This is a genomic window from Flavobacterium sp. (assembly GCF_043722275.1).
In the GTDB taxonomy this organism is placed as follows: domain Bacteria; phylum Bacteroidota; class Bacteroidia; order Flavobacteriales; family Flavobacteriaceae; genus Flavobacterium.
This window is the reverse complement of sequence record NZ_JAYSPC010000193.1, coordinates 37,563-63,646: the sequence shown is the minus strand read 5'-3', so window position 1 is coordinate 63,646 and position 26,084 is coordinate 37,563. Positions and strand designations below refer to the sequence as shown.

24 protein-coding genes and 1 pseudogene are annotated in these 26,084 nt (G+C 31.9%); 9 read left to right on the top strand and 16 right to left on the bottom strand.

The window, feature by feature from the left end:
- Positions 1 to 8: 8 nt before the first annotated feature.
- A complete protein-coding gene (locus ACHZDT_RS22480) occupies positions 9 to 488 on the top strand; it encodes a DUF4296 domain-containing protein (RefSeq protein ID WP_394776934.1) in 480 nt (159 codons plus the stop codon).
- Between the two features lie 2 nt (positions 489 to 490).
- On the opposite strand, the gene ACHZDT_RS22475 is transcribed toward ACHZDT_RS22480, so the two are convergent.
- The gene (locus tag ACHZDT_RS22475) at positions 491 to 1,492 is read right to left on the bottom strand and encodes an NAD-dependent epimerase/dehydratase family protein (protein ID WP_394776933.1); all 1,002 of its coding nucleotides are present in this window, start codon (positions 1,490 to 1,492) and stop codon (positions 491 to 493) included.
- Between the two features lie 175 nt (positions 1,493 to 1,667).
- On the bottom strand, positions 1,668 to 2,897 hold the full coding sequence (locus ACHZDT_RS22470; RefSeq protein ID WP_394776932.1) for an outer membrane beta-barrel protein: 1,230 nt from the start codon (positions 2,895 to 2,897) through the stop codon (positions 1,668 to 1,670).
- 171 nt (positions 2,898 to 3,068) lie between these two features.
- Here ACHZDT_RS22470 and tyrS point away from each other — a divergent pair, with 171 nt between their 5' ends.
- The 4 genes from tyrS to ACHZDT_RS22450 all read left to right on the top strand — a co-directional run bounded on the left by tyrS (position 3,069) and on the right by ACHZDT_RS22450 (position 5,365).
- Positions 3,069 to 4,364: a tyrosine--tRNA ligase gene (gene tyrS / locus ACHZDT_RS22465; RefSeq protein WP_394776931.1), complete on the top strand. Its 1,296-nt coding sequence runs from the start codon at positions 3,069 to 3,071 to the stop codon at positions 4,362 to 4,364.
- A 31-nt stretch (positions 4,365 to 4,395) separates the two neighbouring features.
- Entirely contained in the window at positions 4,396 to 4,602 is a 207-nt protein-coding gene (locus ACHZDT_RS22460) for a hypothetical protein (protein WP_394776930.1), read from the top strand.
- Positions 4,511 to 4,855: a type II toxin-antitoxin system RelE/ParE family toxin gene (locus ACHZDT_RS22455; RefSeq protein WP_394776929.1), complete on the top strand. Its 345-nt coding sequence runs from the start codon at positions 4,511 to 4,513 to the stop codon at positions 4,853 to 4,855. The genes ACHZDT_RS22460 and ACHZDT_RS22455 overlap by 92 nt, the downstream gene beginning before the upstream one ends.
- Before the next feature lie 168 nt (positions 4,856 to 5,023).
- Entirely contained in the window at positions 5,024 to 5,365 is a 342-nt protein-coding gene (locus tag ACHZDT_RS22450) for a hypothetical protein (RefSeq protein ID WP_394776928.1), read from the top strand.
- Between the two features lie 58 nt (positions 5,366 to 5,423).
- Here the strand turns inward: ACHZDT_RS22450 and ACHZDT_RS22445 are convergent, their stop codons facing one another.
- From ACHZDT_RS22445 to ACHZDT_RS22425, 5 genes are all read right to left on the bottom strand, one after another.
- Positions 5,424 to 6,404, bottom strand: a complete 981-nt coding sequence (locus tag ACHZDT_RS22445; RefSeq protein WP_394776927.1) for an acyl transferase — start codon at positions 6,402 to 6,404, stop codon at positions 5,424 to 5,426.
- 143 nt (positions 6,405 to 6,547) lie between these two features.
- Positions 6,548 to 6,886 (bottom strand): T9SS type A sorting domain-containing protein, encoded by a 339-nt coding sequence (locus ACHZDT_RS22440; protein WP_394776926.1) that lies wholly within the window; start codon positions 6,884 to 6,886, stop codon positions 6,548 to 6,550.
- Between the two features lie 107 nt (positions 6,887 to 6,993).
- Positions 6,994 to 8,190 (bottom strand): hypothetical protein, encoded by a 1,197-nt coding sequence (locus ACHZDT_RS22435; RefSeq protein WP_394776925.1) that lies wholly within the window; start codon positions 8,188 to 8,190, stop codon positions 6,994 to 6,996.
- A gap of 197 nt (positions 8,191 to 8,387) precedes the next feature.
- The gene (locus ACHZDT_RS22430) at positions 8,388 to 9,893 is read right to left on the bottom strand and encodes a T9SS type A sorting domain-containing protein (protein WP_394776924.1); all 1,506 of its coding nucleotides are present in this window, start codon (positions 9,891 to 9,893) and stop codon (positions 8,388 to 8,390) included.
- A 192-nt stretch (positions 9,894 to 10,085) separates the two neighbouring features.
- Positions 10,086 to 12,899, bottom strand: coding sequence for a TonB-dependent receptor domain-containing protein (locus ACHZDT_RS22425; protein WP_394776923.1), 2,814 nt, complete (start codon positions 12,897 to 12,899; stop codon positions 10,086 to 10,088).
- Between the two features lie 233 nt (positions 12,900 to 13,132).
- On the opposite strand from ACHZDT_RS22425, the gene ACHZDT_RS22420 reads away from it, so the two are divergent.
- The 3 genes from ACHZDT_RS22420 to ACHZDT_RS22410 all read left to right on the top strand — a co-directional run bounded on the left by ACHZDT_RS22420 (position 13,133) and on the right by ACHZDT_RS22410 (position 16,585).
- Entirely contained in the window at positions 13,133 to 13,816 is a 684-nt protein-coding gene (locus tag ACHZDT_RS22420) for a response regulator transcription factor (protein ID WP_213299981.1), read from the top strand.
- A gap of 223 nt (positions 13,817 to 14,039) precedes the next feature.
- On the top strand, positions 14,040 to 15,125 hold the full coding sequence (locus ACHZDT_RS22415) for a sensor histidine kinase (protein ID WP_394776922.1): 1,086 nt from the start codon (positions 14,040 to 14,042) through the stop codon (positions 15,123 to 15,125).
- Between the two features lie 164 nt (positions 15,126 to 15,289).
- A complete protein-coding gene (locus ACHZDT_RS22410; protein ID WP_394776921.1) occupies positions 15,290 to 16,585 on the top strand; it encodes a porin in 1,296 nt (431 codons plus the stop codon).
- 142 nt (positions 16,586 to 16,727) lie between these two features.
- Here ACHZDT_RS22410 and ACHZDT_RS22405 read toward each other — a convergent pair whose 3' ends face one another.
- The 4 genes from ACHZDT_RS22405 to ACHZDT_RS22390 all read right to left on the bottom strand — a co-directional run bounded on the left by ACHZDT_RS22405 (position 16,728) and on the right by ACHZDT_RS22390 (position 22,606).
- Positions 16,728 to 17,810, bottom strand: coding sequence for a glycosyltransferase (locus ACHZDT_RS22405; RefSeq protein ID WP_394776920.1), 1,083 nt, complete (start codon positions 17,808 to 17,810; stop codon positions 16,728 to 16,730).
- Positions 17,811 to 18,043: 233 nt separating this feature from the next.
- The gene (locus ACHZDT_RS22400; protein ID WP_394776919.1) at positions 18,044 to 18,574 is read right to left on the bottom strand and encodes a hypothetical protein; all 531 of its coding nucleotides are present in this window, start codon (positions 18,572 to 18,574) and stop codon (positions 18,044 to 18,046) included.
- Positions 18,575 to 18,637: 63 nt separating this feature from the next.
- Positions 18,638 to 22,069, bottom strand: coding sequence for a hypothetical protein (locus tag ACHZDT_RS22395; protein WP_394776918.1), 3,432 nt, complete (start codon positions 22,067 to 22,069; stop codon positions 18,638 to 18,640).
- A gap of 324 nt (positions 22,070 to 22,393) precedes the next feature.
- The gene (locus tag ACHZDT_RS22390; RefSeq protein ID WP_394776917.1) at positions 22,394 to 22,606 is read right to left on the bottom strand and encodes a hypothetical protein; all 213 of its coding nucleotides are present in this window, start codon (positions 22,604 to 22,606) and stop codon (positions 22,394 to 22,396) included.
- A gap of 268 nt (positions 22,607 to 22,874) precedes the next feature.
- On the opposite strand from ACHZDT_RS22390, the gene ACHZDT_RS22385 reads away from it, so the two are divergent.
- A complete protein-coding gene (locus ACHZDT_RS22385) occupies positions 22,875 to 23,204 on the top strand; it encodes a helix-turn-helix transcriptional regulator (RefSeq protein WP_394776916.1) in 330 nt (109 codons plus the stop codon).
- Positions 23,205 to 23,213: 9 nt separating this feature from the next.
- On the opposite strand, the gene ACHZDT_RS22380 is transcribed toward ACHZDT_RS22385, so the two are convergent.
- The 5 genes and pseudogenes from ACHZDT_RS22380 to ACHZDT_RS22360 all read right to left on the bottom strand — a co-directional run bounded on the left by ACHZDT_RS22380 (position 23,214) and on the right by ACHZDT_RS22360 (position 25,933).
- Entirely contained in the window at positions 23,214 to 23,489 is a 276-nt protein-coding gene (locus tag ACHZDT_RS22380) for a hypothetical protein (protein ID WP_394776915.1), read from the bottom strand.
- Between the two features lie 3 nt (positions 23,490 to 23,492).
- Positions 23,493 to 23,645: pseudogene (locus ACHZDT_RS22375) on the bottom strand (hypothetical protein); the annotation flags it as partial.
- Between the two features lie 217 nt (positions 23,646 to 23,862).
- Positions 23,863 to 24,066, bottom strand: coding sequence for a hypothetical protein (locus ACHZDT_RS22370; protein WP_394776914.1), 204 nt, complete (start codon positions 24,064 to 24,066; stop codon positions 23,863 to 23,865).
- A 94-nt stretch (positions 24,067 to 24,160) separates the two neighbouring features.
- Positions 24,161 to 24,301, bottom strand: coding sequence for a hypothetical protein (locus tag ACHZDT_RS22365; RefSeq protein ID WP_394776913.1), 141 nt, complete (start codon positions 24,299 to 24,301; stop codon positions 24,161 to 24,163).
- Between the two features lie 372 nt (positions 24,302 to 24,673).
- Positions 24,674 to 25,933 carry an aspartate kinase gene (locus tag ACHZDT_RS22360; RefSeq protein ID WP_394776912.1) on the bottom strand — a complete coding sequence of 420 codons (1,260 nt, stop codon included), beginning with the start codon at positions 25,931 to 25,933 and terminating at the stop codon, positions 24,674 to 24,676.
- Positions 25,934 to 26,084: the final 151 nt, after the last annotated feature.

Below are 26,084 nucleotides of genomic sequence, written 5' to 3'. Positions count from 1 at the left end.
AAACTGAAATGAAAAATTTTATAGTAATAGTATTGGTTTTGTTTCTTTGTATAAGTTGTAAAAAAGAGTTGGTAAAACAACCTGCAAAACTTATAGAGAGAGGAAAAATGGTTGATATTATGTATGATTTGTCGCTGTTAGATGCTATGAAATATCAACATCCATTGTCAGCAGATTCTACTGAAACCGATCCTACTAAATTTATTCTGAAAAAATACAAAGTAGATAGTTTGCAGTTTGCACGAAGTAATATGTATTATGCAACTGATTATGAAAACTACAAGGAGATGTTTGATGAAATTGGCAAAAGACTTGCCGTTACTCAAAGAGCTACAGATTCAGTAGTAAAAATTGAAGATAAAAAAGCAGCGAAAGAAAAGAAAAACAAACCGAAAGATTCTATAAAAGATGTTGTTAAAAAACCTTTGAAACATCAGGTAAATATTGATTCAATAAAACAGTTAATTCAATCCAGAAAAAACAAATAGTTTTATAATTTCGAAACGTCTTTTATATATTGATGTACATCTAAAAAAACCGTTCCCAGAGCGGTTTTTATTTTTTCATTAGAATACAAATTTTTAGAATAAGAAGCTTTTGCAGTCGCTTTTGTAATTCTTCTTTTCTGGAAAAACAAAGTGGCGAAAATCAAATCTGCTATCCAGAGAAAATTCATCAATAATGGCTTCGCATGAATAGTAGGTCTTTTTACCTTTAAAGTATCGGCGATTGTGTTTAAAATGTCTCCGAAAACAACATTATCAGCAATTAAAGTAAAACGTTCGTTTTTGATATCACTTTTTATTAATTCGTGCGCAATTTTAACCACATCATTTATTGCTATAAATCCCGTGCTTCCAAGTGTGTAGAATGAAAGTCCGTTAGCTACTTTTGTATAAAGTTCAGCACTTCCTTGTGCGCAAATTTTTGCAGTTGGAATTGGTCCCAGAATCACGCCCGGATTTAAAATAATTACATCAAGACCTTCCTGAAGTCCGCGCCAAACTTCCATTTCGGCACCATATTTAGAAATAGCATAATCACTGTGGGGTTTTTCCGGATTCCAGTCTGTTTCTTCGGTAATGTAAGTTTCGTGTGGCGCAATATCTCCTAATGCTGCAATTGAACTTACAAAACAAAATTTCTTTATGCCTTTAGCAATAGAAAAATTAACAATATTAGCCGTTCCTTCGATATTAGTCTTTCGAAGTGATTCTTCATCCTTTGGATCAAATGAAATTAAAGCCGCACAATGATAAACGTAATCAATATCAATAAAAGCAATTTCTAAAGAAGGAACATCTAAAATATCGGCTTCAAGCCAATTGATTTTCTCGAATAAATCCTCTTTTTTATAAAGCTCAAAAACTGATTTTGTTTTTTGGATATTATTTTGGTTGGGGTAAATTGCCCGAACGTTTTCTCCATTTTCAATTAAATGAAGTAATAAATGCGCGCCTACTAAACCTGTTCCTCCAGTTACTAATACCATTTTGTAAAGATAACTTTTTGGTTGAAAGGCTCAAAGTTGCAAAGGTTTTTTTAACGCAATATTTATATTGCATCTTGATTGCCGTAATAATAGTTATAAAATAAATGTCGAAAATAAAATTCAGTTCTTGATTTTATTTTCGACATTTTAAATTATCAATTTTCAGATTTCTCCTTTAAAAAATAGCATAGGAAAACATCAAATCAATTGTGCTGTAGTCAGATGTAAAAGCAGCGTAATCACGCAGCAAGTTTTTATTTGTGTTCATTCTGATTTCTGCACTTAATTTATTTTTGAAATTATAACCAAGTCCAAACATAAAATTACCCGCTGTTTTACTTTCAAGATTGGTTGGTTTGCTTTTAAATGTAAATTTTCCATTGATATCTACAGCGTATCCTGCATTTATAAATATTTTTGAATTGTTATTCAAGAAGAAATAATGACGCAAACCTACTGGAAGTTGAACTCCGGAATATTTAACTTCTGAGGGATATTTTAATTCTACACCGTTATCAATACCGCTTGTGATACCGTAATCTTGAGAGTCTTCATATTTTTGATAAGTAAGATTTACAAATAAGCTCCATTTGTTTTTGTTAAACGGTAGTATATATTCTGCTTCGAAGCCAATTTTTGGACCAATTTTCGTGTCGTATTCTGCATTTCTATATCCAGAAGATTCGCTGCTGTTTATTGATAAAGATGCATTACTTATACCCGCCGTTATTTTAAATAAATAAATGTTTTTGGTCTCATTATTTATTTTTTTCTTAATGGCATCAGGCTCAGTATTATTATATTCCAGGAAATATTTCATCAATTGATCTTTTTTATATTGTATTCTTTTTATGTCATTTTGTGTTGTGTTTTCCCCTTTTACATAATTATAAAGCTGTTGTTTGTAAAAATTATTTTCTTCAGTTTTCGCTCCGTTTGCATCATTGACAAGATATTCTTTTTGTATTAGTTGTTCTAAAGGTTTTTCTTTGGTTTCGTAAAAAAATCGGGAAACATCTTCTCCTGTATATTGATATAAATTAGCATCGCCTTGAACTAATACTTTTAAAAAGACTGTTTTGTCTTTCCATATAGGATTTTTATCTGTTGAAATGTATTCTATTTTATTGTTTGAGATGTCAATTTTGACTTTAGCTCTTTTATACGTCGTGTTGTTCTCAATTCCAAATTCCTGAACATTTGTAATTGTTTCGGTTTTACTATCGTTGTTTTCTATGTTGATTTTGTATTTAAAGTCAATTGGATTGGAATTCCATTCCAGGTTTTTTATAAAACACTCAGTTCGTGTTCCGTTATTGGTAATGAAATATCCTTTTTCAAAAGAAATCTGGGCATTAATAAAAGTGTAAGAAAATAAGAGTGCAATAAGTAATAGTTTTTTCATGAGGTCTTTTTTGATTGCGCCAAAAATAGCTAAAAAGGAATACGTTTTTATGTTGGAAGTAGATTATTCTTAGTAATATTTAAAATGATATTTATTATTGTGATTGCTTTTGTTATTTGCCTTTTGATATTGCAATTCACAATCGTTATATTTGCACAAATTATTTTAAAAATGAAGAATCTAGTTGAAGAATTAAAGTGGCGCGGGTTATATCATGATAGCATGCCAGGAACGGAAGAACAATTGCTTAAAGAAGTAACTACGGCATATATAGGTTTTGATCCAACGGCAGATTCACTACATATTGGTAGTATGGTTCAGATTATTTTATTGGTTCACTTAAACAGAACGGGGCATAAAGCGATCGCTTTAGTTGGTGGCGCAACCGGAATGATTGGTGATCCATCTGGTAAATCTGATGAGAGAAATTTACTGAACGAAGAAACTCTGGCTAAAAATGTTGCTGGAATCAAAAGTGTTTTGTCTCGTTTTCTGGACTTTAATTCAAAAGATGAAAATGCTCCTGTTTTGGTGAACAACTATGACTGGATGAAAGAATTTTCGTTTATTGATTTTGCACGTGAAGTTGGAAAACGTATCACGGTAAATTATATGATGGCGAAAGATTCTGTTAAAAAGAGACTTGCCGGAGAAGGCGAAGGAATGTCTTTTACAGAGTTTACGTACCAATTAATTCAAGGTTACGATTTTTATCATTTATATAAAAATAACAATTGCGTTTTGCAAATGGGAGGTTCTGATCAATGGGGTAATATTACTACCGGAACTGAATTAGTGCGCAGAATGGGAGGAGAAAATGCGAAAGCCTTTGCTTTAACAACACCTTTGATTACAAAAGCAGACGGTTCTAAATTCGGGAAATCCGAAGGTGGAAATGTTTGGCTTGATGCCGATAAAACTTCGGTATATAAATTTTACCAATTTTGGGTAAATGCTACAGATGTTGATGCTGAGAAATACATTAAAATCTTTACTTTCTTGGATAAAGAAACCATTGATGCTTTAATCGAAGAGCACAAAACGGCTCCGCATTTAAGAGTTTTACAAAAGAAACTGGCTGAAGAAATTACGATTTTTGTTCATTCTGAAGAAGAACTGGAAAAAGCAATTCAGGCTTCGAATATTTTATTTGGAAATTCTACTGCTGACGATTTAAAGAAATTAGATGAAACTACTTTTTTAGAAGTTTTTGACGGTGTTCCTCAAGCTGAAATTGCAAAAGCAGATCTTGAAAACGGATTGGATATTATCACAGTTTTAAACGAAAAAACGGGTTTTTTTAAATCAAACGGTGGAGCAAGACGTGCTTTAGCGGCGAACTCAATTTCGGTAAACAGAGAAAAAATAAAAGAAGATTTTGTATTAACATCAAATGATTTAATCAACGATCAGTTTGTGTTATTACAAAGTGGAAGGAGAAATTATTTTGTTATTAGAGCAAAATAATTATCTAACTTTACTGTAGTATTTTTAGATTATGAAAACACAATTTATAACAGATGAAAAAGGAAATAGAACAGCTGTTTTATTACCGATTAAGCCATACAATAAACTTCTGGAAAAATTGGAAGATTTAGAGGATGTAAAGTTGTATGATGAAGCCAAGAGAAATGATGATGGTTTTAGAATTTCTATTGATGAGGCTTTTAAAATTATCGAGGAAAAGCGAAAAATTGCCGATTAATAAGGCTTATAATATTGAATTTAGAAGTAAGGTATTGAAAGTTTTAGTCAAAATTAATGAGCCTTATTATTCAGCAATTAAAAAGCATATTTATGAATTAGATCAAGATCCCATACCAAAAGGTTATAAAAAGTTAAAAGGAAGACCAGGTTATAGAATAAGAATAGGCGATTATAGATTTATTTATAAAATATTCGACGATATACTTTTAATTGATGTCGTTGATTTAGGACATCAAAAAGATATTTACTAGTAAAACATAAATATTAAATTATAGCCAAATAAATACAATATCAAAAACGTCCCAATAGTTCGAAAGAGTTATTGGGATTTTTTTATTTATATGCTGAAAAAATACATCTTAGGTAAAACGGAAGATGTATTTTATTTTATTAAGTTTATTGCCTAAACAAAAAAACAAATGCTTGGACTTTTTTTTATGTATTGGATTTGGAAAGCATTTAGCAATTTGGCTAGTGAATATCGTAAAAGTAAATGGAAATATTTCTTTTTGGGTCTAGGTTCCTATTATGTAGTTGCTGTTTTATCGGTATTTGTTGTGGTCATTGTGGGAATCGTTAGTGGTTTTTATGATGTTGAAAGTCAAAATTTTGACAGTGGTGAATGGAATTTATTTTATCTTTTATCCGGAGCTTCGGGTTGTTATGGATGTTATAAGTTTCTCGAACATAAATCTCAAAAAGAAAGAGAATTATCAAACCAATATGAAATAGAAAGTATTGGTGCAATAGAGGAAAATTAAAGATTTTGTTTGATTTTGATCGATTTAACAAATCAATAAATTTAACGATTAAACTAAACTATAACACCATTAGGTTACAACCACGAATATCAGAATTATCAAAACGCCCCAATACTTCAAAAGAGTTGTTGGGATTTTTTTTGCCCAAATCCTGCGTGGCAATAAACGAGCATGAGTTGATATTAGCTAAATCAATAACGTTGATTCCGCCAGTTTTTCCATCTTTTACATAAGTGAGCGCATCTTCGGGATCGCGAACTAAAATGTGCATCCATGAAGGACATTCAAAAACACCTTCGCCTAAAGAGTAAGCTTGTCCCAAAAGTTCAGTCATTCCATATTCTGAATGAATGGCTGAAACTCCAAAACCTTTGCAAAGCTGTTCGTGTAATTCTTCGCGAATCATTTCTTTACGTCTGCCTTTCATCCCGCCAGTTTCCATAATAATGGTATTCTGAAGTTGAAATTGATACTTTTCAATCAAATCTAATAAAGCATATGTAACGCCAATCAAAATAACATTTTGCCCGGATTCATCAAGATCTGTCAATTTTTTAATAAGATCGTCGTGATTGTGTAAATAGAATCCGCTTTCAGGATGATTGGATAGTTTTATAAGATCTTCGACCATATAAATTAACGAAGACCCATCGCGTTCCAGATAAGACGGCAAAAGGGCTAAAACAACATAATTTTCGATGTTTCCATAGAATTGCGAAAAACCATTGCGGTAACTTTCCTCATATAGGGAAACATTGGTCACTAAATGTCGGCTGGTAATCATTCCGGTTGTTCCGCTGCTGGTAAAAGTAACCTGTGCACGATCATTATTAGAAACAACATCATGACTTTTAAAAAACTGAATAGGTAAAAACGGAATTTGTTCCAATGATTTTACCTGTTGTGGATTTACTTTTAAAAAATCGCAGAAATCACGATATACTTTGTTATTCTCATGCTGAAAACGAAACACTTTTAATGCTGTTTTTTCAAATTGTTTCTGACTCGAAATTGTGAATATATCGTTAGCTGTGATCAAAACTTTTTTCTACAAAGATATTCTTTTTAGTTTTCAGTCACAGTTTTTCAGTCGCAGTTTTTGATAGGTAGTGAAACTGGAAACTGTGACTGATACTGAAAACAAAAAAAGCTCCTAAAGGAGCTTTTTTTGTTGTATTTTACTTATCGAATAATAAGCTTTCGGGTTGCAGAAGCATTTTCTTCGCTTATTTTAATGATGTAAACGCCGGGAACAAGATCTGAAACGTTTAATTCTCTCGAACTTAAATGCGTTTGAAGTATTTTTTTACCCAGAATATCAAAAATTATAATTTCTTTTTCTAAATCATTTTTAGACGAAATATTTACTTTTCCGTTAGTGACTGGATTAGGGTACAAGCTCAAACCCTCAATGGTAGTTGCATCTTGAGGTTTTGGTAATTGCTTACTATCTTGTGCCGAGACACTTATAGTAAAGAAAAAAGCCAATAAGAATGTAATATAAAAGTAGTTTTTTGCCATCGCGTTATTTTGATTAGTGTAAATATATACAAAAAAAATTACAAAAACTACGCCAAAAAAAAACATCCTAAATATTTAGGATGTTTTTAACAATTTATATGATATGCTTATTTGATCAAGCTCACGCCATCAACAGTAGCCCAAGCACCAGGAGTTAATGTAGCTCCGGTAGCTGTAGTACTAGTTGACCAGTTTGTTGCAGGAAGAAAGCTAGCGGCAGATAATGTAAAAGTAGCCTGTCCTGAAATGAAGATAATAGGAGAGTTAGTAATTTTTACATTGTTTAATTTGATTTTTCCACCAGCAACTTGATGATCGTAAGTAACTTTATCTAGTATTTGTAATACACCACCATTAAATGCTGTAGGCGTAGTTTGACTAACATAACCATCGATTACGATATTACTGTAGTCTCCATTTCCTTCTTTTTTAAATTGAATAGCGTCCAATTGAATTTCTTTTTGTTCTTCTGTAACCGTACCTGCAGCTCTTTTTAGAGTGATATTAGTTACTTTTGGAAAAAACGCATTGTCATTTGAAGAAGCTTCAATTTCCATACCATAGTTTCCTTTATCAACTTGGTAAGCATACCAGTTTGTATTTGCTTGACCTTGCCATCCATCTTGCCAGTCGAATGAATCATCATAGTTACCATAAGAGATAGCATTAGTCATACTTACAGTTCCTCCAAAAAATTCGAATCCGTCATCAGCACCTTTGTAAGATACTAAGTGATCTAAAGTTGTTCCTGAACCTACTGAGTAAAATGTAAAACCATTGTTTTCTTTTTGACCGTCAGCTAATTTTGAACCTGCGTATTCAACTCTTGTGTAAACTAATGATCCACCATTGTGAGTAGCATTTGCACCTCCGTAAGTTGTGTTATTTCCGTCTTCAGATGTCGAAGTCGATCCTCCACCAGCTACTTTTACAGGAGCATCACCATACATAATGATTCCCCCCCAAGATCCTGGAACTTTTGATTTTTCTGTAAATACTACAGGTTTCTCTGCAGTACCGTTTGTGATTAATTTTCCACCGTTTAAAACAACTAATGCGTTGTCTCCAGTAGATTTGTCTATAGTAATAGTTGATCCTGCATCAAAAGTTACAGTTACGCCTGAGTTAATTTTTACAATTCCTTTTAAAGTGTAGTTACCATAAGCGTAAGTTTTGTTTGCAGTGATTGTACCTGAGATTTCGCCTGTTGCAGGTGTAGGTGCAGGAGTTGGATCATCACTACTTGAGCAAGAATTTAAAAATAATCCTGTAGCAAGTGCTAAAGCAAAAAGTTTAGTTTTCATAGTTGTGTTATTATGTGTTTTTATTTTTGTCAAAATTAGAACGATAATCTTTTTCGGGTGTTATCTGAACATTACATTACGGTTACCAAAAACAAACTAAAATGTGAAGAGAATGTTAAGAGATTTTTTGCAATAGTTTATAAATAAAAAAAGCTCCAAATAAAATTCGGAGCTTTGATTTTAAATACATTATAATTTTATTGATATAAAATTTTTCCAGATTTAACTTCTTTATTGCCAGATATAACTTTATAGTAGTATATCCCTTTTGAATAGTTTGATGGGATATTCCATTTTATAATTTGATTGGGAGTGGAAGTGCCTTTAAAAACGGATTGAGCGTTTCTTAATCCTTCAGAATAAACAATGATTTCCATTTCTTGATTACTGGAAGAACTTGTTGTGAAATTTACTGAGTCTGATGTAGGATTTGGATAAACAGTAGATACTGTCATACTATTAAGACTTAATCCAGAGTTATGCGGCATTACAACATAATTACTAAATGAACGTGTAGTTCCTGAATATACAATTCTTGTTAGTTTAAAAGTTTTAGGTGAATTGATATAGTTAGTAAAAGCAGGGTCAGAAAACATTACATTTTGCGATGATATAGCAGTTAGTTCGCTAAAGTCTCCATCTTCATCAAGGATACCCCAAGTATAGGTGTAGCCACCAATTCCTCCCGTGGGGATGCTTCCTATTACTTGGTTGTTATTTATTGAAAGAGTGTTGTTTTGTATGTCAGAATTATGTGGCATTACAACATAATTACTAAATGAACGTATAGTTCCTGAATATACAATTCTTGTTAGTTGAAAAGTTTTAGGCGAATTGATATAGTTTTTAAAAGCTGGGTTAGAAAATATTACATTTTGCGATGATACAGCAGTTAGTTCGCTAAAGTCTCCATCTTCATCAAGAATACCCCAAGTATAGGTATAGCTTCCTGTTCCTCCCGTAGGAGAACTACCATCAACGCTTGTTCCATTAATTGTGATTATATTATTTTGTATAATTGGAACAGGAATAACCGTAACAGTTACTTCATTACTTACACTTGAAAAGGTTGCTGATGAAACATTTCGACGATATGATGTTGTTGCGACAGGAATACCTGGTGAGTAACTAGTGCTAGTGGCACCTGAAATAATAGTCCATGAACCACTTCCAACCTTTTTTTGCCATGAATAAGTAAAAGTTCCATTGCCACCTGACGGAGTAGATCCACTTATTATACTGGCAGATTGGCCTTCATAAATGTTTTGATTGCCTGAGATAGTATTATTAGTTATAGCAGTAGCTGGTGCAGCTTTGTAGTTAACAGTAATTTTAATCATTTTAGATTCATCCTGAAAACAGCTGCCATCTGTAGAAAACTTATAAGCAATTTGAGTATTTGCGGTCACTGTTTTTTTAAACTTGTATCTTATGGTGGTACTTTGCCCAGGTGTTAGTATACTTCCATTTGTATAGCTTGTTGAAAGTATACCGTCATTATTTGCACATGATTGCATTGCATTAAGAAATACAGATTCGCTTGTGCTTCCATAACAATTGACCAACACGTCAACGGTTCCTTCTACTCCTGAATTAACATCAATTGTTTTTGATATAGGACTGTAGGTAACATAATTTTGAGAAAATCCAATTTCTGCCAAAAAAAGCAGAGACATCATAAATAGTAATTTTACATTTTTCATAAGTTGTTGTTTAAAATTCCAGATAAAATTAGCAGGATAATTTTTACAACATGTTATGTAGGTATTACATTATGGTTACATAAAAGACATTTAAATATCAGAAAAATGCTATGAGTTTTTTTCAAGGATGTATAAATAAAAAAAAGCTCCAGATATCTGGAGCTTTCATTTTTATATTTATTTGGATGGGTACTAAAAAGTATATCCTAGTTTTACAGAGAAACCAACTCCTTTTTTATAGCTGTTTGCTAGTAAAGAGGATTCATCTACTTTTATAGTTCCTTCGTTTCCAAATTCACGTTTTCTCCATGAATTCAAAATGTTATCGGCAGTGAACTTCACATCAAAGTGCTCAGAAAGTTTGCTTCCCCATACAAAATCCAATTGCTGTACAGGCAACTCATAGATATTGTCTTGTCCATTGGTTCCTACAGCATATATTCTTTTTCCAAAAACACCATAAACAAGAGACATAGTATTTGTCATGTCTTTTCCTAAATTAAATTCATATTTTAAATCTGAATTTACTAACCAGTTTGATGCTCCCTGCAGTGATCTTGATTGATGCGTTTCAATGGAAGGTTTTACGGTAATTACCCCGTCCTCATCGATAGATTCAAAAGTTGGGCTTACAGTAACTTTTGATGACATCAAAGTAGCATTTAATCCCCATGAAAAATTATCTAAGTTTTCGCTGATTCTTTCTAAACCAACAAGTAATTCAGCTTCTATTCCAAATACGTTGGCACTTTCAGAATTTAGAAAAGTAGTAACTGTTCCTGTTGTTGCGTTTGAGATGAAAGTTTTTTCAATTGGATTGATAAGGTGTTTTCCAAATATTCCAACAGCAATCATTTCTTTACTCGTTGGGAACAGTTCATATTTTAAGTCAGCATTGTAATTGTCGCTGTTTTTCAAAATTGAATTTCCTTGAGTTGAAGTTCCGTCAGCATTGATGAAAGATATAGGGAAAGCCTCCATAATAACTGGTTTGGTGTATGTTTTGCTTGCTGCAAAACGAATGTTAGCGCTGTCAGTCAGCAAATACTTAAGATTTACTGATGGTAAAAAATAGGCATTATCATACTTTAATATTTTGAAAGCAGCATCAAAAGAACCTAGTGGTCTGTAATGCGTTTCTTTAAGAGTGCTTTCAAATCGAATTCCTGCGTTTACTTCAAGTTTCTCCCCAAATTTTAAAAACAAATTAGCATACCCTGCATTAGCCATTTCGTCAAGTTTAACTTTGTAAGTAGCATTAGAGTTTTCGCTAAAAGTCATTTTATTCGCTAAAATGTCGTTGGTTATTTGAGTATCTATATTATTTATGCTTGAAGTAAAACCATCATTACCGGTACTTGAAACAAAACGGTATGAAGATTCCATCTTAGATCCGTTGCCATTATATCCAACGGTTAATTTGTTTTGTTTGTCATTTTTTCCGAATTTCAAATTATACTCTACTAATGCTGAATAAAAAGAATTACCATCGACAGTCAAATATTGACGCAGGAAATTATTTGCTCCATAAGAAGCGCTTATCATATCATCGCCTTCTTTAAGACCAGAGAAAAACTTTCTATCTGGCTGCTCATATTTTGTAGTAGCAAATGAAGCTCCAGCTTTAATAGTCTGGTTTTTGTCTTTGGTTATTGCGTATTCCCCTAATAATTGGGCATTCAAATAATCACTTTTGTCTAATTGATTGGTACGGATAAATCCATTTTCAGCAGCTGTCCCTCCTGATGGTCCATACTGATCTTTTATAGAGTTTAAGTTAGTTCTGATGTATAATGTGTTGAACGATAACTTAAGCCTGTCATTGCTGTAGTTTAAACCAACTAATGCTGAGTTTGTGGTTTTGAAACGATAATCAGTGGTGATAAAATTGTTTACATATTTAGATCCGGAAGACTGTAAATCGATAGTTCTGTCAACTCCTTCTCTTATTGAAAAATTATTGTCGTAATTTATAGAAAGCAGGTACGAGAAAACTTGATTATTATTCAAATCGAATTTCTCGGCATGCAAAAGGTTGATACTTGTATTTAAAGGACTTTTAGTTTCATTTACATTAAAACCTTTATCGTTACTTACTGAGTTTAAAGCCTGGTCAGTTGTGAAAGTTTGTCTCGTTGCCTGACTGCCAAGAAAACTTGGTAATTGTCTGTCTTTACCATTAAATCCCAAAAAGCCTGTTGCTGTATCTGCATCATTTGATAATAAGAAATCTTTAAAGCTGTTTCCGGTTGTATAACCTGCTCCAACAGTTATCTTCGTAATACTTTTTGTTGGCTTTGAAGTTTGAATATTGAAAGTACCTCCGGCAAAATCACCATATATATTTGGATTAAATGTTTTGTACACATCAATTACTCCAACAATATTCGTTGGGAACAAATCCAAAGCAATAATTTTAGTGAATGGGCTGTTTGTTGGTGCAGCCAAATCATTAATCAATAAATTATTATATCGGTCTTCCAGTCCACGTACAAATATTCCACGGGAATCTACTTTGCTAATTCCGGTAATTTTAGTTAAACCTTCCTCTACATCACTAACGCCTTTTCTTGACATTTCCTGCGCGCCAATACTTTGTTTGATAACAACAGCATTTTTTTGATCTAGTAATAATGCGGTTTCTTTTTCTTTGTTTGCAGTCGATTTTACAACAACATCTTTTAATGTATAACCTCCTGATGAAAGTACTTGATTAACAGTAATAGTTTCGTTTGCTTTAACTATTACCGGTTGTTCTACAGATTCATATCCTACGAAACTAAAAATAATAATATAATTTCCCGGATTTACACTTAACGAATATTTTCCGTCAATGTCAGTGTTTGCGCTAATGTTTGTACCTTTAAGTAAAACATTTGCAAAAGGTAAAACTTCATTGTTGGTTTCTTTGTCGGTTAATACACCAGAAATCGTACCTTTGGTTTGCGCGATCGAAATCGTACAGATAAATAATGTGATAAATAGAAATTTTAAATTGAATTTCATTTCAGTGTTGTGTTTAATTTATTTTTGTGCAAAGAAAGAAACGCTGTGTAAAGTTCATGTTAGGCACTTGTTATGTTTTTGTGTCTTGTAGATTATCAAATTGTTACCACATTAAATTACCGTTAACCGTAATTTTTAACAGTTGTTTTGTTAGTATATTTACGCTGTGAAATAAAAAACATCGAATGTATAATGAAAAAAATTTGATGTAAAAATCTCAATTTTTGCTATTTATGAAAAAAACACAAACCAAGATTTTATTAGTTGACGATGAACCAGATATCTTAGAAATCGTTGGCTATAACCTTGCTCAGGAAGGCTATCAAATTGTAACGGCTTCAAATGGAAAAGAAGCTATCGCAAAGGCTCAAAAAGAATTGCCGGACCTAATTATTATGGATGTGATGATGGCCGAAATGGATGGAATGGAAGCTTGCGAACACATCAGAAAAATTCCTGAATTAAATAATGTTATCATAACATTCTTGACAGCAAGAAGCGAAGATTACTCACAAGTAGCTGGTTTTGATGCAGGTGCAGATGATTATATCACAAAACCAATAAAACCAAAATTATTGGTAAGCAAAGTAAAGGCTTTGTTAAGAAGGTTAAAAGAACAAGAAGTTGTTAGCGATACCTTAAATGTAGGCGGAATCGAGATTAATCGCGAAGAATACAAGATCATTAAAGGCAATGTCGAAATTGCTTTACCAAGAAAAGAATTCGAATTATTTTATTTATTAGCTTCAAAACCCGGTAAAGTTTTTAAAAGAGACGAAATCTTGGATAAAGTTTGGGGTAATGAAGTTGTAGTAGGAGGACGAACAATTGATGTTCACATTAGAAAACTACGAGAAAAAATAGGAGAAGAGCTTTTTAAAACCATCAAAGGTGTTGGTTATAAATTTGAAGTTTAAAAGTCAGTAAAAATTTGAACCATATAAGTTATATAAGTTCATTTAAATTATAGGGCGTACTTTTGTAATACAATATTAAGTTCATCTTTGTCAAAACTCAACACTTTGATAAAGATGAACTTTTTAAATTCATATTATTTATATAGAGAATAAGCTTTACTTTTAAATGAACTTATATCACTTATATGGTAAAAAATAATCTCTTAATGGTTAAATAATTTCAATGAAAATTAATTTTAAAAAAACATACAAGTTTGCTGTAAAATCAGCATTATATATCAGTCTTTTCGGGACAGGATTTGTGTTGATATTGATGAACTTATTCTATAAAAATCAATTAAAACATCAAGTTGCATTTGGAATAATATTTATTATTTCGATTTATATTTTCTCATTTCTGGTTGTACAATATCGGGTAGAACGCTTTATTTATCGACGAGTTAAAAAAATCTACGATGATGTTTCATTATTAGAATCTTCAACACTTATCAATCAGCCCATAACTACGGATATGGAAACGCTTTCACGCGAAGTAAAAAAGTTTGCAACAGATAAAAAGCTGGAAATCGAAATGCTTGAAATTCGGGAACAATACCGAAGAGAGTTTTTAGGCAACGTTTCGCACGAACTTAAAACACCTTTATTTACCGTTCAGGGTTATGTTTCTACTTTATTAGATGGAGCAATGGACGATAAAACGATCCGAAAAAAATATTTAAAACGTGCCGAAAAAGGAGTTGAACGACTAATTTATATCGTTGAAGATTTAGATATGATTACCAAATTAGAATCAGGTGATTTAGATTTAAATATAACCGATTTTAATATCGTGGAATTGATTCAGAATGTTTTTGATTTATTAGAAATGAAAGCTGATAAAAAGAAAATCAAACTGGCATTTGAAAGTAAAAATGTGCAATCGATTATCGTGCGTGGAGATCAGGACAGAATCCAGCAAGTTTTAGAAAATCTGCTTGTAAACTCCGTTAAATATGGTAAAGACGGCGGTTTAACCGAAGTTGGAGTTGTAAATTTAACCAAGAAAAAAGTTCTGATTCGTATTAGTGATAATGGAGAAGGCGTAGAGAAACAAAATATACCAAGACTTTTTGAACGTTTTTACAGAGTTGATAAAAGCGGAACCCGTTCTGAAGGCGGTTCTGGTTTAGGATTAGCAATTGTAAAACACATTATCGAAGCTCATAAAGAGAAAGTATATGTAGAAAGTGAATTCGGAATTGGTTCTGAATTTTCGTTTACACTCGAAAAAGCATTTAAAGCACAAAAAGCTGAGGTTAAAAAATTGTAACCTGATATTTGTAAAGTCCCGTAAAATATGGCGTTTTAACAATTAAGCAATTTACGCCTGAAGTTGGTAACATTAAATTTTTATTATAGTAACATCTTGTTAATGATTTCTTAACATTGATGCTACATCTTTGTATCCTGAAATTAAGGGATATTACAGAAAAGATGATGAAAACAAAATTAGTTGCCATTTTATTGCTGATAAATTTTGCAGCAAACGCTCAGGATTTGAATAAACAGGATGTAAAAAACGAAGTAATGCGTATTTTAGATTCCATCAACAAAGCAAAACTTCCGGATACAAAATCCGGAGTTAGCGGTGAAGAACATTGGTACGACAAAATTTCCTTAAGAGGTTATGCACAAATACGTTACAATGGTTTATTCTCTACAAATGATAAAGTTTCCTGCGAACAATGTGATAAATCATGGGGAACAACTTCTACAGAACCAGATGCAAAATCAAATAACGGACTTTTTATCCGTCGTGCGCGTTTAGTGTTTTCAGGTCAGGTACATCCAAATGTGTTTTTCTATTTCCAACCGGATTTTGCCAGTTCGCCAAGTACTGGAATCCAGAATTTTGTTCAGATTCGTGATTTATATTTCGACCTTTCTTTTGATAAGAAAAAGGAATATCGCGTGCGTGTTGGGCAAAGTAAAATTCCTTATGGTTTTGAAAACATGCAATCAAGTTCGCAGCGATTGGCTTTAGATCGTAACGATGCCATGAATAGTGCCATATTAAATGAACGTGATTTAGGATTATTCTTTTATTGGGCTCCAGCCGAAATCAGAGAGCGTTTTGCCATGTTAGTAAAAGATGGCTACAAAGGTTCAGGCGATTTTGGAGTTTTTGCCTTTGGAGTTTACAATGGGCAAATTGCCAATAAACTTGATGGTAACAGAGATCTTAATGTTGTTGCCAGAGTAACATATCCGTTTGTAATAGGAAGTCAGATTATCGAACCCGGAATTCAGGCATATACAGGAAAATGGGCTTTTACAGGCGAAATTTCACCAGGAGTAAAAGTAAATGATCCGCAATATATAAAAGACCAAAGAGTAGGCGCAACTTTTGTTTTATATCCGAGGCCTTTTGGGATTCAAACCGAATATAATATTGGTACAGGACCTCGATACAATAAAGTAACAAATACGGTTGACGAAACGGATTTAAATGGAGGTTATGTTTTGTTGAATTATAAATTAGATATAAAAAAACAGCATATTTACCCTTTCGCCAAATTTCAATATTATGACGGAGGAAAAAAATATGAGAAAGATGCCAGAAGTTACGTCGTTCGCGATTATGAAATTGGCATAGAATGGCAGCCCTTCAAAGCCTTTGAATTTACAGCAGAATATGTAATTGCAGATCGTACTTTTGAAGATAGCGTGCTTCCAATTAATCGTCAACAAGGAAATTTGTTACGATTACAGGCACAGTTTAATTTTTAAAAATAGGACACGGATAAAACTGATTCGCTTTCGCGAAGACGCGGATAAAAACGGATTTTTTCAGATATAATTTATAGTTATACTTTAAAAAATCCGTTTTTATCCGCGTTTTGCTTTAGCAATCCGTGTGATCCGCGTTCAATTATCTTGTTGTATTATCTTCAAAAACGGTAAACAAAGAATCCCAGTCGATATCTTCGTTAAACTGAGTTAAACCTTTAAACGACTTTACTTTTGAAAGATCTTCAATAGTAAAGTCGTCTTGCATTGCGTACGGTACTAAGTTTTCTTGCTGAAGTTTCACGGCTAAATATTCTTGCTCATATTGTCCCGGAGTTGGAATAAAAAAAGCTTTTTTGCCTAATTTAGCCAAATCCATTACGGTCGTATAACCGGAACGGCACAAAACAAAATCACTTTCGTTAAAAGTTTGTTCCAGTTGTTTAGTGTTCATGAAATTATAATACGTCACATTTCCGGCTTGCCATTTAGTTTGCACTTTCTCTACAATACCTTGTACAAAGACAACTTTACCATCATATTCAGTAATTTGCTTTTGAAGTTTGTCATCTAAAAAAGTACGTTGAGGTTCCGGTCCGGATAAAATAATCATCAAATCATATAATTTTGGCGTTTCCTTTTTACGCATTCTGCTCAAAGGACCAATATATTTTAAATTAAGATCATTAGTTTTAAGATGTCCAAGTTCACCCGTTAAATTTGTAGCGTCATTAGTATCAGGAACCCAGCATTCTGTATATTTTTTTATAATATGTTGATGGCATTTACTCGTAAACCAAGTCGTATTTCCCGTCATGACATTCAATTGATGCGTCATAAATACCGAAGGAACTTTTTTGCTAAAAACACCCAAACGATTATCTGAAATGATACCGTCAATACTATGTTTTTTGATCCAGCTTTTTACCATTTTTTTCTCGTCAAGAATAGCGACAATCATTTTAGGCAGGTTTTTAATCAGTTTCCATTTAAAGTTTTTCGCATTCTTGGCATATTCAATATGATAAGAAGGCAATTCCAGCGTTTGAATATATGGAAATTCTTTTCGTAATAACGCCAATGCAACACCATCAGAAGCTATTATGGGAATATAATTATTTTCCTGAAGCGCTTTTATAATAGGGATACATCTCGTGGCATGGCCTAATCCCCAGTTTAATGGAGCAACTAAAATTGTTTTGTTCGCAGAATAGTCAATGCTCATAGTTTAACGCTTTTTAAAAACGAAGATAGACAAATATGTTTTTTATGATATTTCGCACATATTACTAAATTATTAAGTCTATATTTTTTAAGGTTCTAAGGTGCAAAGATTCTAAGATTCTAAGTTTTTTGCCTGCAAAAATAAAAAGCCGAACGTAAGTTCGGCTTCAAAGTTTATACCTTATAATCTAAGCATCTTAGAACCTTAGTTCCTTAGCGCCTTAGTACCTTTCGCTATTCCTGAATGTACGTTTTGTTTCCGTTTTTATTAATGTAGTATTTACCACCTTTTGGTCCCGTATATACTTTTTTACCATTATATTCTCCGGTAACTTTATCCGCTACTTTTGGAGCTTTTTCAGTAGTTTCCTTTAATGTTTTAGTAGTTGTAGCATCTTTTTTAGCTGTTTTAGCAGCTGCATCAGCTTTTTTTACGTCAGCTTTTGTACCATCTGCTGCTGCGGTTGCTTTTTTAGAAGCTTTAGTTGCATCGCTTTTTGCTTTAGCCGCTTCTTTGTCGGCAGCTTTTTTAGTTGCTGTGGCACTTTCTTTTTTTGCTGTTGTCGAAGCGTCAGTTGCATCTTTCGCTGCTTTTTTTGATTTTGTTGCTTCTTTTTTAGCATCTGTTGCCGCTTTGTCAGCAGTTGCTTTTTTCTTTTTAGCAGCAGTTTCTGTTTTGCTCTTCGTATCTTTTACAGTAGTTTCCTGAGCATAGAAATTAGAGGACAAAACAACCATAAAACAAAGTAATAATAATTTTTTCATAAGGTTACATGTTTAAATTTCAATTAAAATTAATCAATTTATTAATACGTTTTTCGTAAAGTATTAAAAATAAGCGCGAAGCTGAATATTACCTGTATGAACAACAGATCCGGTCTCACTTTTGCGTCCCTGATAGTTCACATTTACATCTAAAAACTGTGTGATATTCTTCTGTAAAAGTAATTTCCAGACTAAATTTTGTCCTTGCTGAAGTCCTTCAAGCATTTGAAATCCTACAGATGAAAATTCGTTTCCTGTAAATTTATTTTGGTAAAAAGAAAACTCTCCGTTTAAGGTTACTTTTTTCTCACCGGCAAATGAAAACGAAGTTCCAATCCTGTTTTGAACCAAAGTTTCGAAATTACCAATCTGATTTTCCTTATTCTGAAATTCATAAAAGAAATCTAAACTTGTGTTTTTAGAAAACAGATAACTAATTTTTGGAGCCACCTGATATCCTTTTAAATCATAGTTTTTTTCGACAAAATCTTCAGAAACTAAAGTAGTGCTAATCGTTTTTGTAAAGAAGTTGAACAACCAGCTTTTTTGATACAAATGCGTGTATTGCAATTGATTCGAACTGTTTTTGACATTTTGTGATCCAATCGAAAGCAGATTTTTACCTTTATTAATAAGATAAGTATACGTTACAGAATGTTTTTGTTTGCCGCGATTGTAGTACAAACTATTTCTAAAACTCGAATTTAATCCCAAAATATTTTCTTCAGATGAATCAAACGGATTCAGTTCTAAACGCTCGCCCTGACTTTTCACTTTTCGATCCATAATAAACGAAGTCTGATTGTAAAAGTAAGAAGCTATTTTTGTGAAACCGGTTTTATTTTGCCATTGTAACGGATTCAAAGCAACGGATTGCGAAAATTTATTCTGATTTGTTTTAATATAAATCTGATTCGGTAAAAAGATCCGGACATATCTCGCCTGATCTGCAAAAGCAGCGATTTCAAATTCATTCAATTCCTGAATTCCGTTACCGTTATAATCATTCCAGGTATAAACGCCTTGTCCCGTAGGAACTTCAATATAGGTGAATTCCTGTTGCGCAATAGTTCCCGAACTGGTTTCATAAGCCGAACCAATTTGCATGAATTGATTAAAAAACCGATCATTATAAAGTATTCTCGAATTCAATGAAGGTTCATTTTTTCGGGATGAATCCGTGAAATCTAAATTACGATAACTTGCATAAACGGCTAAATCAGTTGTTTTATTCTGAATCAGTTTCGATCTTAAATAATAGGTTTGCGAATTGTTTACATGTTGTAATAATCCGTTTTGTAAACTATCATTTCGACGTTGCAAATACCCAATTTCAACAAAAACATTTGTACTGTCTCCGCGACCGATAAAAGTACCATATTCTGTGAATCTTTGGCTTAAAGCCGAAAACTGATTAGTTACTTTGTTTTTTTGCTGATTGTCCTCGATTTGCATACTCGCGCCAATCCAGTTTTTGCCAAAATGATATTTCGTTCTTGTTTGATTTCTAATAAATTTTGAAGTAGAACTTGTCGCATCGCTATTCAAAAAACTGCCTTGATTTTCAATCGTCCATTGTTTTAATTTGAAAATTGCAGTTGTAGTATGTCTCGCTCCGGAATAACTTTCGGAATAATCTAATTTCTCAAATTGATAAGTAAATAAACCAATGTTTGACGTTTCCTTTTTTGCAAATAAATCAAAATTTAATCCTGTAGCTATTAAACTTTGATTGCCCAAAAGGGTTTCGTTCAAATTCCAGTCCCGGTTAAATTCGATATTAAACAATCGTTCAACAGACCTGAAATCTTCCTGAACAAATTGATAATTAGCAAAAGCATCTAAAGTCCAATTCTTTGTAAAAAGGCGTTTTTTAATATTAGTTTTAAGCGCAATTCCGCCATTGTCGCCGTCGTCAATTTTCGAAAATAAATTTTTATCATTGTTACTTATTGCAAGTTCAAAGTCAACCAAAGTTTTTTCGTCAGGATTATATTTTCCTAAAAAAGTTGCAACCTGAAGTTTTATTGGCGCAACCAAATTGACAAGAGGTTCATAATTTCCTTGCGAAATTCCATTAATTGGCGCGATATATTCATAAATGCGTTCTACCGAATTATTATTCTGAATGATGTAATTTCCCAGATTATTTCCAACAAGACTAAACTTTACATTGTATAATACGTTGCTCGCATCATTTGAATATTCATAAGCTTCAACCGAATTAACGGATATCTTTTTATACAATATTTTATTATCTGCATAAGCATCTTCATAAGCAGATGGTGCTTTCATTAAATTAGGATTATCTCCCGCCTGACTTAAAATCTGAACTTGTTCTGTAGAAAGATTTTGCTGCAAAGGTTGATTTTTCATATCATTTTCAGAATAGATATAACCGCCAAAACTCCAGCTTTTATTTTCGTGCGTTGCACCCGCATATGTAACTAATCTATTGTAATTTCGTTCAGAATATTGGTATTCAACGTTAATTCGCATTTCAGAAGTAATTGTAAAAAGCGAAGTGAAAGTGATTTCTCCGGCATTATAATCAATTACATAATCATTGTTTTCACCACGTTTCAGCAAAACACCATTTATATAAACACGCTCAGATCCTGAAATAACCAGAACATACAATTCGCCATTTTGTCCTTTTAATTTATACGGACCCTGATTTCCTTCCTGACCGGTAAACGTACTTTTAGCATATTGTCCTTTTACAAAAGCAACCGAAGCAAAAATATTAGTTTTACTTTCATCAGTTCCAAAATTAAAACTCGTTGAAAGTCCCTGAACTTTTTTATTGAAATTTAGAAATTGAGTTTTTCGGTTTTCTAAAAAAACATCACCGGCACGAATGTTCCAGTTATCGCTAAAAAGTTCCATGAAAATATTATCAAACTGATCGAGTTTTTGTGAATAACCGCCATCCTGTAACGGAATATTACTGTCCTGAAGTGAGGCCCGCAAACTAATTTTATCTGATATTTTTCCGGTAATCTGTAAATCTAAATTAGAATTTAAAACCGTGTTTTGATTATTCCCAACCGTAAGACCGCGCGTGATACTTCCGGAAGTATTCAAACCATCAAAAGGCGCGACTTTTTTTATAGCTGTATTTTCTATTTTGTAGAGTTTTTCAGAACCAACATCATTTGTAACAACTTGATCTGATTTGTAAAAACTGTATTCTTTAGTTAGAAAATCCGGGTATTTTAAATAATTTACAATTAAAGTATCAGAAATTGAACCTGATTTTTCGTTTAAGATCAAAGTTCCTTTTTGGAAATCAATCTTATAAAAAGTAGAATCAAGAATCTCATTTTTAGTATTTAAAATTTCGAAAAAACTCGAATTAATACTAAATTCTTCCAGATGAATCGTGTCACGCGTTACAATTACTTTTTTGGTTTTATACGAGGATTCCGTTTCCTGTGCCTGAAGCCCGGAATACCAGATTAAAACCGTTAAAAACAGTAATTTTTTCAACATAAATACTTTAACTCTAAAAAATCAAAAGTAGTATTTATAATCCGGAAATCTTAAGTCTGAGATTTGAGTCTTAAATGTTTATCTGCGAGCTATTTTCTGCTCCTTATCTGATGGTACATTGATACGGAAATTGAAAGCGCCAATGCCATTGAAGTTCCCATTTTTATCAAATTGTCAATTTGATGAGAGTTATAAAAAAAGTAAGCTAAATAAAGACAGCTAATAATTGCCATACTATATTTGAATATAAAGAATTTCATGTTAAGAGATAGAATAAATTAATTAAGCAAATCGCTTTTTTTTGAACAGGATTTTTTAGAATAATTATCGAATAATAAGAATAATTGCAATTATAAAAATGAACATAACTACAGAATTTGGATGAGCGAAATTAATTGTCCATCCCAATTCTTTTATCCTTTTTGGAGGAAATAATCTAATGTCTTTCGGGTTAAAATAGAAAAATCCCCAAATCCAGTAGTTTGGGTTATTACGCCATTCATTTTGCGTTTCTTTGGTAGGTTTGTTATTGTACATTACGGATACTTTTTACTGAATTTATATCCCAACGCAATAATAATCACAAGAAGAGATAAGAGTAATGCAGAATTAATCATGACTTTTTAGTGGTTTGTTTTTGGCATGCCTAAATTACCAATTTGTAAGTATTTGTATTATGCGTTTATCGGGTAATTTGAATAAGTAATCATAATAGTTTTTTTATAACTAAAAATAATGGCATTTTTGTGAGTATATTTTTATAAAACTGTCCTCTATAGCTTTGTAAGGAAAAATTTTGCTCATTATGAATATTGTTGTTGGTAATAAACTTAAGGAACTTCGGAAAATAAAAAATTTGTCACAAGAACAAGTGGCAGATTATCTTTGTATTTCACAATCTGCTTACGCCAGAATAGAAAGCGGAGAAAGTCATTCATGGGCAAGTCACATTTTAAAAATATGTACAATTTTTGAAATAACACCCGAAGAATTATTTCATTTAGATGGTCAGAAAAATATATCTTCCGGAGAAACAATTTACCAGTTATCTGAGGATATAATTGAACAATATGAAGAAAAGATAAAAGAACTAAGAAAAGTAATTAAGGATTTGAAGAAGAGAGGGAAGGTGTGAGAACAATAATTAACGATGTTCTTTCCAATAGTCACTATAAAAATTAGAAGTTTGCATCAGTTTTTCATGATTTCCCCATTCTTTAATAGTTTTGTTTTCTAAAATATAAGTTACATCTGCTGAGTTTTTTAACATATTTAAACGGTGCGAAATAAATAAAATAGCACAATTTGGTTTAATTTTTTGAAACAATTTCATAGTAAAATTTTCAGTATTTCTATCCATTGCTGATGTTGCCTCATCAAGAATTAGAAATTGTGGTTTCTTATATAAAACTCTTGCCAAAGCAATAATTTGCTTTTGACCTCCACTCAGATTGATTTCCTCTTCTCCTAGAATCGTTGATAATCCTTGTGGTAATTGATTGAAGTAAATTTCAAAATCATATTCGTGAATAAAATGTAATATATTTTGTGATGTTTCATTACATCCTAGTAAAATATTATCAATTACGTTTCCATTGAAAATTGTGATTTCCTGCGGAATTACTCCTAATAATCCCGATAACTTTTAAGCTCTACTTCTTGCAGTTGAAATTTACTGTTGAGTATTATATTTCCATTTTCAAATAGGTAAAAACGTTGTGCCTGATATTTAAAATTATTATTCATGAAGGAATAATAATTTTAGTTATAGATAAGATTAATTTTTAAAGTTATTATTTTTTAATTTCTTCTTTTAACGCTGCGATATAGGACATAAAAAGAGCTAGGGATGATAAAAAAGATCCAATGCTGTATTTAAAATCGGAAAAAGTGATGCTGTTTAAATTTTCTTTTTCAAATAGCCAGCTTAAATTAAGACCTAAAAAGAATAAGGAAAGAACAAGTACAATTAATAATACGTTTTTTTTAATTTTCATAATTTGAACTAATAAATTTGAATGAACTTGTCTTTAAATTTTAGATTAGTAATAAAATTTTGTTTAAGACATAAAATATTAAAAATATATTTCACTAAATAAGGCTTCCTATTGCAAGTAACATTCCCGAAGCACTAAAACTAAATAAAAAATAATAATTATTAGTTTGTAAATATCTGTAGATATTATAACCTGCAAATCCAGAGGATATATACAAATAATAAAGTATAGCCATTTTTAAATTGTAGATTCTGTTTTTTCATTTAATGGGGTTACATTATTAGAGGTTTTTTAAAAAATATTTTCAACTTGTCTCAAAGCGTTAAATAGTTATTCTTTTTTGTTTAAAAATCTGTAACCCAATGCGATTATTATAATAACAAGTGTTGCAGTAAAGGCAGAATCATTCATTGTTTGTCGATCAATTATTAAAATTATATTTCTTTAAATTTACAACCAAAGTGAATAAAGTCTTATGCGAAAATAGAGTAATGATCTTTTAATTTGAATAAGGTTTAAATTTTATGCAAACAAAAAAAAGCCTCACCAATAAGTGAAGCTTCTTTTAAATATGTTTGAATTGTATAATTAACCTAATAAAAAAGATTTAGTTCATCTCTTTAGTAACGATTTGCATTGTTTCACGGCTTACTTGTTTTAGTAAAACCACTTTATTTTCTTCAACCGTTGATGCAGCTTGTTCTGTAAAGTGACGAATTGTATATAAAGTCACATTTTCGTTATAATCTACCTTGAACTTTTTTGATAGAATTGCATTCAATTCGTTGAAATTTTCAAATTTATCCTCCACACAAACAGAAAAACTAATTGCCGAGTTTTGAATCAGGTTTACTTTTAGTTTAAACTGATGAAAAAGCCCGAAGATCTCACTAATATTTTCCTCCATTATAAAGGAGAAATCTATCGATGAAAGCGAAATCAAAAGTTGGTTTCTCTTTACAATAAAACAAGGATATTGTGGCTCTAAATCAGCACCTTTAGAAACGCAGGTTCCTTTTAATAATGGGTTGATAAACGATTTTACATACAACGGAATTTCTTTTTTCTGTAAAGGCTGTAATGTTTTTGGGTGAATTACGGTTGCGCCATAAAAAGCCAGTTCAATTGCTTCACGATACGAAATTTGGTTTAGCAAACTTGCATTTTCAAAATAACGGGGATCGGCGTTCATAACTCCCGGAACATCTTTCCAGATAGTAACACTTTCAGCATTTAAGCAATAAGCAAAAATTCCCGCAGTATAATCAGAACCTTCACGACCTAGAGTTGTAGTAAAGTTATTTGCGTCAGCACCTAAAAATCCTTGCGTAATATTTAATATTTTACGTTTTACATTTTTACCAATAAGTTGTTGCGTAATTTCCCAATCTACTTCGGCATCTCTGTAATTCGCATTTGTTTTAATAAAATTACGAACATCAAGCCATTGCGTCTGAATACCTCTGTAATTCATATAATGACTTAAGATTGTAGTCGAAATTAATTCTCCAAAACTTACAATCTGATCATAAACAAAATTATAATTTGGCGATTTATTATGCGCTAAGAAATATTCTAATTCTGAAAACTGAGCGCTTACCGCAGTAAAAACCTCCTGTTTTTCATCTTCAAATAAATCTAATAATATTTGATTGTGATATTTTTTTATTTCCTCTACAGATGAATTTAACTCTGTCGATTTATCAAAATAATTCTTGATAACAACTTCAAGAGCATTTGTAGTTTTCCCCATCGCCGAAACGACCAAAATTACATCTTCATATCCTACTTTTTGTAAAACGTCGTATACGTTTTTAATTCCATCAGCGTCTTTAACAGATGCGCCACCAAATTTAAATACTCTCATTTTTTTATATGCTGCTATTTTTTTATAAAATTCCAATTTTTTAAATTCCAAATTCCAATTCCGGTTGGATTGGTAGAGGCGCACAGTAGTGCGTCTTTTTTTTTTTGCCACAGATTAAAATGATTTTCCTTGATTTTTTTGCCACGAAATT